Here is a 16,937-nt window from a genome sequence, read left to right as displayed (position 1 = left end):
GCTCACAGACCCACGCCCTTTCCCCGGCGGATGAGCCAGACGAACACGGGCGCGCCGACCATGGCCGTCATGATGCCCGCAGGAACCTCGCCGGGAAGCAGGACCACCCGGCCGATGATGTCGGCACCGAGCAGCAGCGCCGGGGCCAGGACCAGGGAGAACGGGAGGATCCAGCGGTAGTCAGGGCCGGTAAGGAAGCGGACGGCATGCGGGATGACCAGTCCAACGAAGCCGATGGGCCCGGCCAGCGCCGTGGCCGAGCCGCACAGCACCACGATGCCCAGGGCGGTTACGCCGCGGGCCAGCCCGACGCGCTGACCGAGGCCGCGGGCTATGTCGTCACCCAGGGCCAGGCTGTTCAGGATCCGGCCAGTGAACAGGACAATCACGGCTCCGGCCGCCAGGAACGGCAGCCCAGGCAGCACCACGGACCAATCGCGGCCCGCAATCCCGCCCACCTGCCAGAACCGGAACCGGTCCAGGGTGTCCTGGCTTGAGACCAGGATGACGTTCATGAGGGAGAACAGCCCGGCGCTGAGTGCCGCGCCGGCGAGGGCGAGCTTGACCGGCGTCGCGCCGTCCCTGCCCAGGGAGGCGATGAGGTAAACCACGACGGCGGCCACCGCGGCGCCGCTGAAAGCGAACCAGATGTAGCCGGTCAGGGATGAAATTCCGAAGACATAGATGCCGGTGACCACGGCCAGGGCGGCACCGGCATTCACGCCCATGATGCCGGGGTCGGCAAGCGGGTTGCGGGCGACGCCCTGCATGGCCGCGCCTGCCAGGCCCAGCGCCCCGCCGGCCAGCAGTCCCAGCACCGTGCGCGGGATGCGGGCGTGCACCACGGCGTGGTCGCCGTTCGCGGAATCAAACTGGGTGAGGGACTGCCACACGGTGGCCAGGGGAAGCCCGCGGGCCCCGACGGCCAGGGACGCGGCGGTCAGCACGGCAAGTACGACGACGGCGGCGAGCAGCCACGCTGCCTGCCTGCCCTCGGTGCGTGCCGCCGTCGTACTTTCCGTCATGAAAGGGTGCCTACTTCGCCGCGGCGGTGGCTGCGTCCGCGGCGGCGGCCAGCTGCGGTAGGAATGTGTCCAAGGACCACGGCAGGCTCAGCGGGGAGGAGGCGGAGATGGACAGCGTCAGCGTGTTGTCCGAATCGGCAACCAGGGCCCCGTGCTTGATGGCGGGGATCTGGCCGAGCAGCGGGTCAGCCTTGATGGAGCCGGTAGTGGCCGCGTCCGGAACCCAGGTGACGAAGATGTCGGAGTCCAGTTCGTTAGCCTTCTCGGCGGACCACGGGATGAAGAATTCCTTGGAGCCCTTCGAGTTGTCCTCCACAACGGACGCGAGCTTCATGCCGATTTCGCTCAGGAAGCGGGGGCGGTTGTCGTTGGCGGTGTAGACGTTGACGCCGTCAGCCGAGGCGGGCTCGAGGTTGCCGTAGATAAAGCTCTTGCCGGCGATCTGCGGGTACTTGGAGACCTTGTCCTTGATGGTGGCCTCGGTGTCGGCAACCAGTTGGGCGGCCTCCGCATCCTTGCCCAGTGCCTTGCCGATTATGGCGGTGGAGTCCTGCCATGAGGTTCCGTAGGCCACCTGGGGATGGGCCACCACGGGGGCGATCTCGCTGAGCTTCCGGTAATCCTCTTCGCTCAGCCCGGAGTAGGCGGCGAGGATGACGTCCGGGGCGAGCTTCGCGATTTCGGTGAAGTTGATGCCGTCAGCCTCTGAGTACTGGGCCGGCGCCTTGGCCGTGCCAAAGCCGGCGCCGAGTTCCTCCAGGGCAGCGTCCTTCCACGGGGTGGAGCCCTGGCCGTTGCCGCCCCATTCGTTCTTGGGTACCCCCACGGGAACAACACCGAGGGCCAGGGCAACGTCGTCGTTGACCCAGGAAACGGTGGCTATCCGCGTGGGCTGTTCCTTGATGGTGGTTTCACCGTAAACGTGCTGGATGGTGACCGGGAACTGCGAACTGCTTGTGCTGGCGGTGCCGGCGCCCGACGTGCCGGCGGCGGGCCCGGTGGAGCAGGCCGACAGGGTGAGGGCAGCTGCGGCGAGTACGGCAGCGGCCTTGCCGGCTGATTTAAACAGCGTTCGGCGGGTGGCACTGGGGGCGGGGAAGAAGGGGGAAGTCACGGAACTCCTTAGGTGAATAATGCAAACCTAAGTAAGGTTAGCCTACCCTTGCTCTAATTAGAAAAGCTTTTCGTGGCGTAATTGCACATGTGACGCGGTCGACAGGTGCTGTGGATTGCCGCGGCGGGGTGAACAGTGGTTCACTGGACGGAAGGTAAACACACGTTCACCCGCCGTCTTTGTGGCCGGGCCAGGATCCGCCCCCCACTCCCCCATCCCGCGCACCGTCGAAAGCAGCAGATGCCCCGCACCAACGCCACCCGTCCCCAACGCACCCCCGCGCCGTCGCTCATCACCGCTGTCCTGGCGTTGAGCGGCACGGTGGTCTCCCTTATGCAGACGCTGGTGGTGCCGCTGCTGCCGGACTTCCCAAGCATCCTGGGTGTAACTGCCGACGACGCTTCCTGGCTGGTGACCGCCACCTTGCTTTCGAGCGCCGTGGCGACGCCCATTGTGTCCCGCAGCGCGGACATGTACGGCAAGCGCAAAATGATGGTGATCTGCCTGGCCATCATGGTGGCCGGCTCGGTCATTGCGGCCCTTGGCGGATCCTTCCTCTGGCTCATCATCGGGCGGGCCCTCCAAGGCTTCTCCTCGGCGCTGATCCCTGTGGGCATCAGCATCATGCGCGACGAACTGCCGAAGGAAAAGATGGGATCGGCGGTGGCACTGATGAGCGCCACCCTCGGCATCGGCAGCGCCCTGGGGTTGCCGTTGGCCGGCGTGCTCTACGAAGGCCTTGGCTGGGAGTCGATCTTCTGGGTATCTGCCGCCGCCGGAACACTGCTGCTGCTAGCAGTGCTCCTGGTGGTGCCCGAATCCAGGGTCCGCACGCCCGGGCGCTTCGACTACGCCGGAGCCGCGGTGTTGTCGGGCGCGCTGGCGGCCCTGCTGCTGGCCATCTCCAAGGGCGGCTCGTGGGGTTGGGGCTCCGAGCCGGTCCTGCTGCTGTTCCTCAGTGCCGTGGTGCTCCTGGCCATGTGGGTGCCCTACGAACTCAAGGTCAGCCAGCCGATGGTTGACCTGCGGACCTCCGCACGCCGTCCGGTGCTGATGACCAACCTCGCCTCGCTGCTCATCGGGTTCGCCATGTTCGCGAACATGCTGCTCACCACCCAGCAGCTCCAACTGCCCACCGTCACAGGCTATGGCTTCGAGCTAAGCGTCATCACGGCCGGGCTGTGCATGGTCCCGTCCGGACTGGCCATGGTGATTTTCGCACCCGTTTCCGGCCGCCTGATCCGGGTCTTTGGCGGCAAAACCGCACTGATTGCCGGTGCCGCCGTCATGATTGCCGGCTACGTGGGCCGTGTGTTCTTCTACGACTCCATCGCGTCAGTGATCATCGGTTCCACCGTGGTCAGCATAGGAACGGCCATCGCCTACGCCGCGATGCCCACCCTGATCATGGGCGTGGTTCCCATCACCGAGACGGCCTCGGCCAACGGACTCAACAGTCTGGTCAGGTCCATCGGAACGTCGACGTCGAGCGCCGCCGTCGCCGCCGTCCTCACCTCCGTGACCGTCACGGTGGGGGCCGCCCATCTCCCCTCGTTCGATGCCTTCAAGGACGTTTTCTGGATGGCGGCCCTGGCCTCGGCGGGATCTATCCTCGCCGCGGTGTTCATCCCGCGGCTAGCGGCACCCCGCCCTGCCGTGCCCGTCGGCGCGGTCAGCGAACTCGTGGTCCAGGGCCGCGTCCTGGCGGCCGACCAGCGGCCCCTCACACCCGCCGTCGTCACCGTGCTGCGGACCGGCGGCGAACCGGTGGACTGGAGCCGGGTGGATGCGGAAGGCAATTATTCCGTGGCGCTGCCCGGGGCCGGAAAATACCTCGTGGTGGCCAACGCGGGCGGCTGGGCGCCCCTGGCCCAGGTCTTCGATTTCGACGGCCGCACCCTCCAGCACAACTTCCTCCTGGGGAAGCGCCTGGAGGTCAGCGGGATTGTCAGCGTGGGCGGCCGCCCCGTCCCCGGCGCCATGGTGACCCTGCTGCACGCTACGGGCGAGCACCTGGCTACGGCTCACACCGATGACGACGGCACTTACGCCTTTCCGCTGCCTCCCGCCGGCCGCTACGTTGTCAGCATGCTGCATCCGGTGACCCACCAGGCCCTGGCCCGCAAGCTGGCGGTGGATGGCCGGCCCGTTACCCTGGACCTTGCCGCGCCCGCGGGGGATGCCGGGGAGCCGGCGCGGGCATGAGCAGTCCGAGCCACGACGCCATCCTGCAGTCCGCCAGGCGCCTCTTCGGCGAACGCGGATACCGCGGCGTCACGGTCCGGGACATCGCCGCCGATGCGGGGATTTCGGCGGCCCTGGTGATGAAGCTGTTCGTCTCCAAGGAAAAACTCTTCGCCGCCGCGCAGCCGGACGAATCGCTGCTCACCGACCTCGACGTCCCGACGTCGGAACTCGGCAGGGCGCTGGTGTTCCGGGTCCTGATGCGGCGCGAACGCGGCGCGCAGGAGCCGTGGGCCATGATCCCGTTCCTCGTCCAGGACGCTCCGGACCCCGACGCGGCCCGTGCCGAAATCCGCGAACGCTACCTTGGCGCCGTCGCCCGCGTCATGGGCGACACCTCACCCGACCGCCGCGCGGCAGCGACGGTGATCGCGCTGATGACCGGCTTCGGCGAGACGCTCCGGACCCTGGGCCTGTTCGACGACTGGGAGTTCGACGACCTCGTGGCCCGCTTCGGTCCCATCATCCAGGCCCAAATCGACACCTGCGCAGCGGCCGGCCGGTAGCAACTCCAACGCGGGGTTAGCGGAGGACGATGTCCACCGGGTTGGCATCGGACCGCCACTCGCCCTCGGAACCGGGGCTGCGCCGGATGACGGGGGCCGTCAAAACCCCGGAGCGGTTGGTGCGCTTGTCGCGGAGGATTTCCGTGACCGAGCCGAGGTGCCGGGACAGGTCGATGACATTCTCCGGCGCGGCCAGCAGCAGCTGGAAACCGAACTCGTGCAGGGCCTTGATGCCGGCACCGGCGAATTCCTCCGACGCCAGCACAAACGCCTCGTCCATCATCACGGTGCCGTAGGTGGTGAAGCCCTGTTCGGCGATGCCGAGCTGGTAGCTCAGCGCCGCCGCCATGATGAAGGCGGTGAACCGCTGCCGTTCGCCGCCGGACATGGAGCCGGTATCGGCGTGCATAAAGACCTCGGTCTTCTTGCCGCCACGGGAACCCGTCACCTCCCGGTGCTCCTTGCACTGGATGAACAGGTGGCCGCGCACGTCCAGGACTTCCGCGCGCCAGCGCCGGTCCTCCGGCGTGGAGGACCCCAGCCGCTTCACCAACGTTTCCAGGGTCTTGTAGCGCGCCGTGAGCTCGGCGTCGTCATCTCCCCCGGAGTTTGCGCCTTCCGCGGCACCCCGCGACGGCCGCGCGTGCCGGGCCTTGAGCGCGTTCTGGATGGCGTCCTTGAACTGCTTGGCCGTGGCGGGGAGCGTCTGCTTGATGTCCAGTTCCAGGAAGCTGCCCTCGTGGAAATTGACCTCGGACAGGATGCCGTTCAGGGGCAGGATGCGGCTGGTGATGGAGCGCCGTTCCTCATCCAGCAGGTGCAGCAGGGTGCTGAAGGATTCGTGCGTGCGCTGGTTGAAGAACTGCCGGAATTCGCTCTCCTGCGCGGGCAGGCCGTCGCTGACGATCGCGTGGTAGCGGGCCTCGAACTCGCCGGCCGCACCGATGGACGTGCCGTGGTCTGCGGAGATCGCCGAGCCCCACTCTCGCACAAATCCCTCGAAGATCCGGGTCAGCCGCTCGGACGTGGCCTGCCCGCGCGTCTCCGCGGTGTGCAGTTCCCCGAGCAGCTCCGTCCGGACGCGGTTGGCCAGGTTGTCCAGCTCATGCATCTCGCCGACGTCGCCGAATTCGCTGAAGTACGGGTCCAGTGCGGTGACGGTAGCGTCCGACGGCGGCGCCTGGGCCAGGCGGGTCCGCGCGGCTTCCAGCAACGAATCGGCGGTGCTCAGCTGGCGGTCCAGTGCCTTGTATTCGCTTTGCAGGACAGCCGCGGCCTCGGTGCTCGCCTGGTGTTTCTGCCGTGCTGTTTCGATGTTGGCCCGCAGCGGCTCCAGGTCCGCCTGCGCTGCGAGGGCGTCCTTGAGCCGCTGTTCAATCCTGGCCAGTTCCTCGGCGGCCACCGCTGCGGACACCTGTTCCCAGGGCCGGTGGTCCTCGGCGATGCGGCGGAGGGCGTCGAGCTGCCGGCTCATGCCCTGGTGGGATTCTTCCCGGCTTTGCGCGAGCTCAGCCGCCTTCGCGAGTTCCTGCTGCAGGTCAGCCACCTGGGCTGCCACGAGTTCCAGTTTGGCGGCGTTATCGAACCCCAGGACATAGTCCTGGCGGCCGGTGAAGCGATCGTCCTTTTCCACCGTGTGGCGGTTGCGCTTGACCACGCCGCCCAGGCTCAGGCCATTGTCCAGCGTCGCCAGCTCGTCGGGGTCCGCCACACACGGGTACGCGAAATCCAGGGCGATCCGCTCGCGGATCCATTCCCCGGCGTCGGCCACCGCGCCGCTGGCGAGGATGTCCAGCTTGGTGAGCAGGTCGCCGTCGCGCACGTCCTCCACGGCGAGGGCCCCGCCGGCGAGCGGTTTGGACACGTCCACGGCGCGCAGCGCTCCGCGCACTTTGTTGGCGTTCAGGTAACGGGTCACCGCAGCGAAGTGTTCGCCCGGAACCAGCAGCGTGGTGGCCAGGTTCCGCAGCGCACGCTCGGCGGCCGGCCGCCACTGCTCCTCCCCCTCGGCCAGGTCCATCAGCTCGCCGCCAAAGGGCATCCGGTCCTCGGGGACGCCAGTGGCCGCGGCGATCGCCGCCCGGTTTTCAATGCTCGACGGCGGCAGCAGGGACTTGCGCGTCCGCAGCGAGAGGAGCTCCTGTTCGGCAGCTGCCAGCTCGCGTTTCTTGGTGGCGTGGCCGTCGAACGCCTCGAAGCGGAGGTCCTGCAGGGCCTGCGAATCGTCCTTGAGCTCGGCAGCCCGGGCGGCAGCATGTTCGTGGGCCTGTTCCCAGCCCGCGGCGCTCCACTCAAGCTGCAGGCCGGCGTCGGACAGGGCCTTGCGCGCGGCTTCCTCCACCTGCTCGCGGAGCCTGAGGCCCACCCTGGCGTTCTCCAGCGACTGTTCGATCGCCGAGATCGCGTTGCCGCCCTGGTTGTTGTAGTCAGTCTCGAGCTCGCGCAGCTCCTTGGCGAGGCCGTCGCGGACGCTCCGCTCGGCGCCGAGGTCCTTGGCCTTGGCCTGCGCCAGCTCCTTGAACCGGGCCAGTGTCTTCTGGTGGACGGTGACCGCAAGCTGCTGCTTGTAGGCCTCGAACTCCTCGCCCGCCAGCTCGCGGAGCCGGTTGGCGTCCAGCAGCGACTGCGCGTAGTCCTTGTTCAGGCCGGGCACCGGGGCCAGCTGGTCCCGTTGCTGCCGGACGTCCTCCAGCCGCTGCCGGATGGACATCAGGTTGCTGAATTCCTCCACCACCGCATCCGCCGCGGAGAGGGTTGCCGGGGCGTCCAGGACCTGGTCGCGGAAGAAGGTGTTTACGCTGCCGCCCAGGCCCTTGCCGGCCTGGATCACGCGCAGCAGCGGTAGGGCCTGGTCCGAGCTGATGCCCAGCAGGCGGCGGAAACGCTCCGCGAAGGCCTTGTGGACGTCGAAGATCTGGGCGTCCGGGAAGATCGTTTCCAGCGAGGCTTTGGTGAAGCGTTTCTCCGCGATGTCCTCAATGGCCGGCAGGTCCAGCGGCTTGTTGTCGATCAGGTAGAACCGTCCAACGCTGGACTCCGTGCCGTTCTTGGGGACGTCGAACAGGGCGGACACGGTGACGCGGGTGCCCGCGGCGTTGTCGAACGTCAGCGCGACGGCGGACCAGGTGGCACCGGGGCGCTGGAACGCACTGGCCGAGCCCTCGCCCACCGCCTTGTCGCCCACCTTGCCGCGCATGTAGGTGAACGTGGTCCGCTTGTCCTCCACAGCCCCGCCAGCACGCTGGGCGGCGGCCTCGTTGGAGCGCGGCCGGGCGTCAAACACGCGCAGCATGGCGTCAAAGAGCGTGGACTTGCCCACGCCCGAGTTGCCCGTCAGCAGGGTTCCGTTGCGGTCCACGTGCATCGTGTGCGCGCCGTGGAAGGTGCCCCAGTTGACCACCTGGACCAGGGCAAGCCGCATCTGGCCGGGGTTCGTCACGTCCCCCAACGGAAGCATGCTCGCGATCGTCACTTGGTCACCTCAGTCTTGCTTTCGTCCGCGTCGCCACCGGGCACATGCTCGGCGTGCTCGCTCGTTCCTCGCTTAGACGCACGCTGCCGCATGTCCCCGTCGCCACCGCTCGTGCCAGGACCCGGCGAAGGGGCGGGGGCGGCATCGGCGTCGTCGTCCCCTGCGCCTTCCTCATCAGATCCGGAGTCATCAAGGTCCAGCATCGCTTCGGTACCGGTTGGGTCTGTGGTGGCTGCTACCAGGGCTTCGATTTGGGCCGGGATGTCGCCGATGTTTTCGAAGGGCAAGGCCAGGGGGAGGGCGTTGGAGATGGCGTACACGTCGTCCAGGCCCGTGGCGAGGAGGAGTTGGCGGGCCAGGAGCTTGGTGATGGCCCTGTTGACCACGTCCGAATCCCGCAGGGCGTCCTGCTGGCCTGCGGGCTGGTAGTGCGCCACGAGGTCCGCAATTTCCTCGCGCGTGATGGTGGGATCGGTCTGGGCCGTGACGTGGCGGTCCAGCAGCAGGCGCAGGCGCAGCAGCACGATGGTCTCCACCCGGCTGAGCGCCCTTTGCTGGCGGAGGATGCTCGAACGCGTGCTGCCGCCAATGGCATCGGGGTCCACGGGGCGCAGCACGGCGATCTTGCGCTCGTGGTCGAGCTGGAGGGTCAGGAAGAGCTCGGACAGGCGGCTGCGCAGGATCAGCTGGTTATCCAGCAGGGTGGTCCACAGTTTCTCGTCCCGGCCGCCGTCGACGTACGGGCCCTTCAGCAGCTTCACCAGTGCCTGGCGCACCTTCATCGAGAGCACGCCCGTGTCGCCCGGGAAGAGTGCCGCGCCGTCCACAAAGGTATCCCGGGGCGTCACCCCGCCGCTGCGTTCGGGAGCCGGGGCCGCCGTCGTTATTTCTTCAGTCACTGTGAATCCTTCTTGAGGGTGACCACCGGCAGGTACGCCTTTCGGGTGCTGCCGTCGATCTGTTCGAAGTCCAGGCCGTCCCAGGTTTCGCGGTCGAAGGCCGCACCTTCCTGGAGGGCGTATGAGAGGAGCGCGCGGATGGAGTTGATGTGCTGTTCCTCGGCGGGCAGCTGCGCCCAGGCGTCGGCCAGGGTGGCGGCGCCGGCAACGGCCGCACGGATGGCTGCGGGCCGCGCCTTGGCTGTCCTCGGCGAGCGCACGCGGTCCGAGTCGCTGAAGGAAATGGGGTCCGCGAGCTTGGGCGGGACGGCGAATTCGTCCGGGTCGTAGAGCTTGACCATCGCCAGGGATTCGAAGCCGGCGTTGAACAGCACCGGCCCCCGGACAAGGCCCGCCCGTTCACGTTCGTACGGCAGGGACCGGATGGCCTGTTCGGCCTCGCGCAGCACTTTCCGGAGCCGGACGGACTGGCGGAAGTCGTCGCTTTGGACGTAGGTGTTCAGGCTTTCGCTGAGCTTGCCGTAGATGCGCTGGATCTGGCCGTGCTGGTGGCGGAGCTCGGCCACCAGGTTCTTGAGGGTCTCGCGGTCCTCGGGCGAGAGCTCATCGGCAAACTGCCTGCTCAGGACCTCGCCGATGGCCGAGCGGAACCGCATTTGCTGCTGCGGGTCGTCCAGGAACGCGGTGAACGAACGGAAGGTTCTGCCCTCGGGGCTTTGCCGGAGCCGTTTATCCGCTTCCAGCACCTGGGCCATGGTGGCGCCCTTGCTGAGTGACTCCTCGATGATCTGGTTCCGCAGTTCACCCACCAGTTCTTCAATGCGGTCGCGCATCTTTTTGTAGTCGGCGGGCAGGCTCGCGGCGAGGTCCAGGATGTTGCCGGCTGCCTCCACGGCTTCGTCGTCATCGAGCAGGCCGTCAAAGTCTCCGGAGCTGATGTCCTGGATCAGCTGCTGCCGTTCCCCGATCTCTTCCTCGAGGGATTCCAGCCGGGCGCTCTGATCCGGGTTGGTTTCGTTGGCGAGCTTCTCCACATCTCCCAGCAGGGTTCCCAGCCGGGATCCGTTCAGCGTGGACCGTTCGCTGGAGAGGCTGTCCAGGAAGGCGAGCACGCGGGCGGCAGGCTCGGTGACTTCGTAGACAATCTGCCCCGACTGATTGCGGCGCGTCAGGAAGTTCTTGCGCGTCCATTCGTCCGCATAGTTCCTGCCGGTGGACGTCCCGGCGGCGGCCCCGCCCGGATCCTGGCGCCGCAACTGCTCAAGGAAGGAGTCGACGTCGGCGTGGAACTCCTCGAGCGGAAGCTGCGGCCGGGTGCGGGTAAAGGATGCCTGCAGCACGGCGATGACCCACGGCGCGGAGCGGGTGAGCGCCCACGCAGGGCCCTTGGTGAGGAGTTCGAGGTCCCGGAGCCGGGCGCTGATCGCGTCAGCGGATGACCTGGCGGAGCGGGGCACGCACTCTCCTATAACTGCTGGGGGATGGTTGGGCAGGAAAACTGCCAACTACAAGGTTAACGCAGAGCCCCTGCACCCCTAACTCCCAGGGGGCCGCGACCGGCCCGTGACCTACCCCCGGGTAGCATTGCGATCCCGTATCAACCGCCGCTCCGGGCGGGCCGTGTCTGGTCCGGGACACGGGCCGCCCCTACGCTCAGTCCTACTGACTCGACCGAAGCAATGGCGCAGGGGGAAGAATGCAGTTCGATTTAAGTTCAGTGGAGACGGCCACCATGGTGTTCATCGGAACCGTGGTGTTCGCCCTGGCCATGACGGCCTTTGTCCTGGTGGCGGGAGTCCTTGCCCTGGTCCTGGTGGGGGTGGGCAAGCTGGCCTGGTTCCTCGTGTCCACGTCGCTGCTGGCAGTGGTCCACGGCATTAACCAGGGCTGGGACCGGCTGGTGCATCAGGCCGCCAAGGTGGAGATCCCGGGGGACTTCCCAGGGCAGCCCGCCCCTAGCACCGGAAGCTACCCGCGGGTAATGTTGGGAGACAGCTAAAGGGTTCTCCAACCCGGCGGATCCATGGCTTGAACCGGCCACCCGGCGAAGGAGATACCCCATGAGCTCCGCCACTGACAGTCCCGCCACCAAAGCTGCCCCGGACGCGCCACCCACGGACGCTCCGGACGCCGACGTTCCGGTCGACGCGGCCAACATCGGGCCCGAAGCCACCGCCGCGGATGCCAGGGCACTCGCCGAGGCCTCCCGCGAGACCGGCTGGGACCGGCCCAGTTTTGCGAAGGGGCTGTACCTGGGAAGCTTTGACCTCGACCTCATTCACCCCTGGCCGAAGGCACAGGCTGAAGACGTGGAACGCGGCGAAGCCTTCATGGAGCGGCTCACCGAGTACGCGCGCACCATGTCCGGCCGCGTGATCGAGCGGGACGCAAAAATCCCCGACGAATACATCCGCGGCCTGGCGGACCTTGGCGTGTTCGGCATGAAGATCCCCCGCGAATACGGCGGACTCGGCCTGTCCTTGGTCTACTACGGCAGGTCCCTGGCGCTGCTGGGCAGCGTCCACCCGAGTCTTGGCGCCCTGGTCTCGGCCCATCAGTCCATCGGCGTGCCGGAGCCCGTGAAGGTCTTTGGCACTCCCGAGCAGAAACGCGAATACCTGCCGCGCTGCGCCGCGGGCGCCATCACCGCTTTCCTGCTGACCGAACCCGACGTTGGCAGCGATCCTGCCCGGATGGGCAGCACCGCAGTTCCCACGGACGACGGCGACTCCTACGTCCTGGACGGCGTGAAACTTTGGACCACCAACGGTGTGATCGCCGAACTGGTGGTGGTCATGGCCCTGGTACCGGCCCACACCGATGCGGACGGCACGGCCCACAAGGGCGGCATCAGCGCGTTCGTGGTGGAGATGGACTCCCCCGGCATCACCGTGGAGAACCGCAACGCCTTTATGGGACTGCGCGGCATCGAAAATGGCGTGACCCGGTTCCACCAGGTGCGGGTACCCGCGGCCAACCGGCTGGGACGCGAAGGGCAGGGCCTGAAGATTGCCCTCACCACGCTGAACACGGGCCGCCTTTCGCTGCCGGCGCTGTGTGTCGCGTCCGGCCGCTGGAGCCTGAAAATCGCCCGGGAATGGTCCAACGCCCGCACCCAATGGGGCCAGCCGGTGGGCAAACACGAAGCCGTGGGCAAGAAGATCGCCTTCATCGCCGCGTCCGCCTTTGCCCTGGACGCCGTGTTTGAACTGTCCGCAGAACTTGCCGACGCCGGGCAGAAGGACGTCCGGATCGAGGCGGCCCTGGCCAAGCTGTGGTCCACGGAGATCAGCTGCCGGATCGCCGATGAGCTGGTCCAGATCCGCGGTGGCCGCGGCTTTGAGACCGCGGAATCGCTGGCGGCCCGCGGCGAGCGCGCCGTTCCGGCCGAACAGCAGCTGCGGGACCTGCGGATCAACCGCATCTTCGAAGGCTCCTCGGAGATCATGAAGCTCCTCATTGCCCGCGAAGCCGTGGACGCGCACCTTGCCGCCGCCGGCGACCTCGCCTCCGTGGACGCGAGCCTGCAGGACAAAGCGCGGGCCGCCGTCGGGGCCTCCGGCTTCTACGCGAAGTGGCTGCCCAAGCTCGTGGCCGGCGCCGGGATGGATCCCCGCTCCTACGGCGACTTCGGCCGGCTGGCCAAGCACCTGCGTTTTGTGGAGCGGACGTCACGGCGGCTGGCCCGCCAGACGTTCTACGGTATGGGCCGCTGGCAGGCGAAGCTGGAATACAAGCAGGCGTTCCTGGGCCGCGTGGTGGACATCGGCGCGGAACTCTTCGCCATGGCGGCGTGCTGTTCACGCGCCGAGATGCTTCTTCACACCGACCCGGAGCATGCCGCAGGCGCGTACGAACTCGCCGAGGCGTTCTGTGAGCAGTCGCGGGTCCGCATCGACGAGTATTTTGACCAGCTCTGGCGCAACACCGACGACTCCGATCATGTGCTCGCCGGAAAGGTCCTGGCCGGGGAATACAGCTGGCTGGAGGCCGGAATCCTGGACCAGTCGGAGGGTACGGGCCCGTGGATCTCCGACGCCGCGCCCGGGGCCTCCCAGAAGGAAAACCTGCACCGCAGCTACCGCTAGCAGATAGTAAGTACCCTTGTTATAGCCGTTGACCAGTGGTTGAGTTGGTTCATGAGCAACCACATGGAGCCAGGGGACGGACTTCCGCGGCGCGCCCGGCGTGAGAATTTGCGGAGTGAGACCGCCCGCGATGAAACCTTCGCGGGCGGCGAGCCAACACGGGCTTTGGATCAGACGCAGCCGTACGCCGAACGGCCGTACCCCGAACCGGCCAGTGCCGTGCGGCCGAACGACGAGCCGGCCTACGTGGCCGAACCCGAAGCGACCGCTCCGGTGATCGACCCGCGGCTGACGGACCCCAGCCTCACCGACCGGCAGACCGCCGTAGCCCGCGAGAAGGAACAGTTCGGCGGCGTCAAAGTCGGTTCCGCCTTCTTCGGCTGGCTGGCTGCCACCGGCATGGCCGTCCTGCTGACGGCCTTTGTCGCCGCAGCGGGCACCGCCGTGGGGCTCGCGAACCACGCCGACGTCAACGAGGCCGTCAACCAGATGGCCACCAACGGGACCGTGGGCGTGGTGGGCATCATCGTCCTGCTGGTGATCCTGTTTGTCTCCTACTACTCAGGCGGCTACGTGGCCGGCCGGATGGCACGGTTCAACGGCGCCAGGCAGGGCATGATGGTGTGGGCCTGGGCCCTGATCGCCGCCGTGGTGGTGGCGGTGCTCGGCCTGATCGCCGGCCAGCAGTTTAACGTGCTGGCCAGCCTCAACAGCTTCCCGCGGATCCCCATCAACGAAGGCCAGTTGACAGTCACCAGCATCATCGCCGCCGTGGTGGTGGCCCTGGTTGCATTGGTGGGAGCCGTGCTCGGCGGCCTGGCCGGCATGCATTTCCACCGCAAGGTGGACCGGGCCGGCTTCACACCGGACGAAACCTACAGCGAGAGCTAAACGATGGCGTCCACGTAGTACCACCGCCGGTTCTCGCGCACGAAGCGGCTGGTTTCGTGGTGGACGCCGCGTTCGCCGTCGTGCCGGAAATACGCTTTGAACTCCACAATGCCTTCGGTGTCGAGCGGACCGCCGCGGTGTGTGGAGACGATGTCCAGCCGGCGCCATTCCATGGCAGGGTCCAGGTCCAGGTCAGCCGGCACGGTGCCCGGATGCCACGTCTTGCGGAGGTATTCGGCGTTGAGCAGCACAAACGCCGTGAAGCGCGAACGCATCAGCTGCTCAGCCGTAGCCGCGTCGGCTGCCCCGGTGTGGAAGCGGCCGCAGCATTCGCTGTACACCTCGCCTGAAAGGCACGGGCAGTTGCCGGCCATACCTGGATTCGTGCCCAACATTGTTCCCCTGGCGATAGTCTTCGAGCCTCTCGGCGGCCTGATGGCCCTCATCGACTATAGGCGGCAGGTCCGGCCGGCAGGGCAGCTTGTCATATCCGGTAACAGCTTCGAAACAACCTCTGCAGGACCCCCTCACCCGCGGGCATGTCCGAAAAATAGTCCGTAAGGTAGTGGAGGGGCTTGGTGCCCGTGGTGAGGGTGCCGGCACGGGCTCCGCTGCTGGCTGATTGGAGTGATGACGTGGGAGATTCAACAACGATCGCTCTCAACCTGACGTTTTTCGGCACGCTGGGACTCGCATTCCTGATGTTCCTCGGCCTGTTCCTGCTGGTCATCCTGACCCTGGTGCTCGCCGGCGTCGGCAGGTTCCTGGTGGTCAGCGTGCAGGCCCTGTTCGGGCGGCTCCCCCACCACGAAACCCTCCCGCTGGTGCGTCTCACCGGCGAGACCGGGCCGTCTGATGCGTCCCAGGAAGCGGACGACGCCGCTGCTGCCGCCCACTCTCCCGGCAAGCCGCCCCGCGCCGGGCTGCTCGGCGGCGCGCTTTCTGCCCGGGGCAAGTGGAGCAAACAGAATTCTTCCCCGCTGGGGCAGCGGTTCCGGAACGCCGTGGAGCGCCACCCCTGGATCGCAGCCCGGCGCGAGCCGCCGGTGCTGGCCGGGGACTGGGCTGCCGCCGTCGCGGACGCCGATGCCCGTGCCATGGCGCGGGCGCGGGCCGCCGTCCCCGAGATCAAGGTGACCGTCCGCGAACTTCCGGAGCCATCCCTGCCGGCCGAACAACTGGAAGCGGTGGCCCCGCTGGTGGAATCTGCGCTGCATCGGGACATTCCCGGCCCCGAGGACGCCCCCTCGTTCACGAAGCCGCCCGCCCCGGCCCAACTCTCCCCGCTGGACACCGGCTCGCTCATGTCACTGAACGGCCACCCGAAGGTCCTCAGGGCCAAGCTGCCCGCCAGCAACACCTGAGCTTCCACACTGCGGCCGGAAGCTTCACAAACCGTCACGGCGCCGGGCCGCGTTACGTCCCGCGACGAAAAGCGAAGTTCTAAGGCGGGATCCGTTTCCGCTCCGCCGAATGTGTGTAGCGTCGTGACGATCCACAGCACACCGCGTGGGGAATCAACCGTGAGGAGCCGGGGATGAGCCTCAGCGAACTCCGGGTGTTCGGCCGGTCCGGGACACCCATCAGCCCTCTCACCCTGGGCACCATGAACTTTGGCGAAGGCCTCGGCCCGCCGGACAGCGCCCGGACCAGCGGCGCGGTAAACGGCCCGCCCACTGGGGCGGACGAAAGCATTCGCATCATCCAGTCCGCCCTGGACGCCGGCATCACCGCGGTGGACACCGCGGACGTGTATTCGCAGGGGGAATCGGAACAGGTGGTGGGCCGCGCGCTCCGCGGCCGCCGCGACGACGTCTTCCTGGCCACCAAATTCCACGGGCAGATGAGCCCCAACCCTGCACACTCCGGCAACTCGCGGCGCTGGATCATGCAGGCTGTGGAAGGCAGCCTGCGCAGGCTGCAGACGGACCGGATCGACCTCTACCAGGCCCACCGGCCGGACTACAACACGGACGTCCTGGAGACCATCACCGCCCTGAATGACCTCATCCGGCAGGGCAAGATCCTCTACTACGGCACGTCAGTCTTCACCCCGGCGCAGCTGGTGGAGGCGCAGTGGCTTGCCACCACCAACCACCTGATCCCGCCCGTGGCCAATCAGGTGCCCTACTCCATGCTGGTCCGCGGCAATGAACGCGACGTCCTCCCCATCGCCCAGCAGTACGGCCTCGGCGTGCTCGCCTACGGTCCGCTGGCCGGCGGCTGGCTGTCCGGCGACTTTGTCCTGGACGCCGGCAAGCCGCCCACCCGCGTGCATTCACTCCCGGGCCGCTACGACATCTCCGGGCCCTCCAGCGAACGAAAGCTCCTGGCGGCGGACTCGCTGGCGCGGCTGGCGGACAAGCTGGAGATCTCGCTGGTGGAGCTTTCCGTCGGCTTCGCGCTGAACCACCCGGCGGTGAGCAGCGTGATCATCGGCCCCCGCACGGAAGCCCACCTCCAGACCTACCTCAAGGCGGCGGACACCCTCCTGAGCGAACCGGTCCTGGATGCCATCGATGAACTGGTGCCGCCCGGGACCAACTTCGTGGAGCGCGATGCCGGCGCCGTCGTCCCGTCCCTGGAGTACGCGGAACTCCGCCGCCGCTGACGCCCGCGCCGGGACGCCGCCGTCGTACGCCCCATCCGTGCGCAGGCTCCCCCGTCTTGGGCCCTTACCCTGAGCAACCAACTCCGT

General features: G+C 67.6%; 13 protein-coding genes. 7 read left to right on the top strand and 6 right to left on the bottom strand.

Going from position 1 to position 16,937, the window contains the following annotated elements; genetic code table 11:
• Nucleotides 1–2: 2 nt before the first annotated feature.
• Together NQJ30_RS10190 and NQJ30_RS10185 are read right to left on the bottom strand one after the other, a co-directional pair.
• Nucleotides 3–1,025, bottom strand: coding sequence for a FecCD family ABC transporter permease (locus NQJ30_RS10190; protein WP_255769803.1), 1,023 nt, complete (start codon nt 1,023–1,025; stop codon nt 3–5).
• 10 nt (nt 1,026–1,035) lie between these two features.
• Nucleotides 1,036–2,139, bottom strand: coding sequence for an iron-siderophore ABC transporter substrate-binding protein (locus NQJ30_RS10185; protein ID WP_255769802.1), 1,104 nt, complete (start codon nt 2,137–2,139; stop codon nt 1,036–1,038).
• Nucleotides 2,140–2,379: 240 nt separating this feature from the next.
• On the opposite strand from NQJ30_RS10185, the gene NQJ30_RS10180 reads away from it, so the two are divergent.
• Both NQJ30_RS10180 and NQJ30_RS10175 read left to right on the top strand, forming a co-directional pair.
• Nucleotides 2,380–4,344 carry an MFS transporter gene (locus NQJ30_RS10180; RefSeq protein ID WP_255769801.1) on the top strand — a complete coding sequence of 655 codons (1,965 nt, stop codon included), beginning with the start codon at nt 2,380–2,382 and terminating at the stop codon, nt 4,342–4,344.
• On the top strand, nt 4,341–4,889 hold the full coding sequence (locus NQJ30_RS10175; RefSeq protein WP_255769800.1) for a TetR/AcrR family transcriptional regulator: 549 nt from the start codon (nt 4,341–4,343) through the stop codon (nt 4,887–4,889). The genes NQJ30_RS10180 and NQJ30_RS10175 overlap by 4 nt, the downstream gene beginning before the upstream one ends.
• A gap of 16 nt (nt 4,890–4,905) precedes the next feature.
• Here the strand turns inward: NQJ30_RS10175 and NQJ30_RS10170 are convergent, their stop codons facing one another.
• The 3 genes from NQJ30_RS10170 to NQJ30_RS10160 are packed head-to-tail and all read right to left on the bottom strand — an operon-like array spanning nt 4,906 to nt 10,717.
• Complete coding sequence (locus NQJ30_RS10170) at nt 4,906–8,361, bottom strand: ATP-binding protein (protein ID WP_255769799.1); 3,456 nt, start codon at nt 8,359–8,361, stop codon at nt 4,906–4,908.
• The gene (locus NQJ30_RS10165) at nt 8,358–9,260 is read right to left on the bottom strand and encodes a DUF4194 domain-containing protein (RefSeq protein ID WP_255769798.1); all 903 of its coding nucleotides are present in this window, start codon (nt 9,258–9,260) and stop codon (nt 8,358–8,360) included. The genes NQJ30_RS10170 and NQJ30_RS10165 overlap by 4 nt, the downstream gene beginning before the upstream one ends.
• On the bottom strand, nt 9,257–10,717 hold the full coding sequence (locus tag NQJ30_RS10160) for a DUF3375 family protein (RefSeq protein WP_255769797.1): 1,461 nt from the start codon (nt 10,715–10,717) through the stop codon (nt 9,257–9,259). Before NQJ30_RS10160 ends, NQJ30_RS10165 begins: the two co-directional genes overlap by 4 nt.
• Nucleotides 10,718–10,956: 239 nt before the next feature.
• Between NQJ30_RS10160 and NQJ30_RS10155 the strand changes: the two genes are divergently transcribed.
• The 3 genes from NQJ30_RS10155 to NQJ30_RS10145 all read left to right on the top strand — a co-directional run bounded on the left by NQJ30_RS10155 (nt 10,957) and on the right by NQJ30_RS10145 (nt 14,239).
• Nucleotides 10,957–11,259, top strand: a complete 303-nt coding sequence (locus tag NQJ30_RS10155; RefSeq protein ID WP_255769796.1) for a hypothetical protein — start codon at nt 10,957–10,959, stop codon at nt 11,257–11,259.
• 61 nt (nt 11,260–11,320) lie between these two features.
• Nucleotides 11,321–13,348, top strand: coding sequence for an acyl-CoA dehydrogenase family protein (locus tag NQJ30_RS10150; RefSeq protein ID WP_255769795.1), 2,028 nt, complete (start codon nt 11,321–11,323; stop codon nt 13,346–13,348).
• A 51-nt stretch (nt 13,349–13,399) separates the two neighbouring features.
• Nucleotides 13,400–14,239 (top strand): hypothetical protein, encoded by an 840-nt coding sequence (locus NQJ30_RS10145; RefSeq protein ID WP_255769794.1) that lies wholly within the window; start codon nt 13,400–13,402, stop codon nt 14,237–14,239.
• Here the strand turns inward: NQJ30_RS10145 and NQJ30_RS10140 are convergent.
• On the bottom strand, nt 14,236–14,613 hold the full coding sequence (locus tag NQJ30_RS10140) for a YchJ family protein (RefSeq protein WP_255769793.1): 378 nt from the start codon (nt 14,611–14,613) through the stop codon (nt 14,236–14,238). The genes NQJ30_RS10145 and NQJ30_RS10140 overlap by 4 nt on opposite strands.
• 261 nt (nt 14,614–14,874) lie before the next feature.
• On the opposite strand from NQJ30_RS10140, the gene NQJ30_RS10135 reads away from it, so the two are divergent.
• Nucleotides 14,875–15,603 carry a hypothetical protein gene (locus tag NQJ30_RS10135; RefSeq protein WP_255769792.1) on the top strand — a complete coding sequence of 243 codons (729 nt, stop codon included), beginning with the start codon at nt 14,875–14,877 and terminating at the stop codon, nt 15,601–15,603.
• A 173-nt stretch (nt 15,604–15,776) separates the two neighbouring features.
• Nucleotides 15,777–16,850, top strand: a complete 1,074-nt coding sequence (locus tag NQJ30_RS10130; protein WP_255769791.1) for an aldo/keto reductase — start codon at nt 15,777–15,779, stop codon at nt 16,848–16,850.
• The last annotated feature ends 87 nt before the right edge of the window (nt 16,851–16,937 follow it).

The organism is Pseudarthrobacter sulfonivorans (assembly GCF_024391045.1).
Taxonomy (GTDB): Bacteria; Actinomycetota; Actinomycetes; order Actinomycetales; family Micrococcaceae; genus Arthrobacter; species Arthrobacter sulfonivorans_B.
Note: the sequence above shows the minus strand (reverse complement) of the source record. Positions and strands in the feature narration are given on the sequence as shown.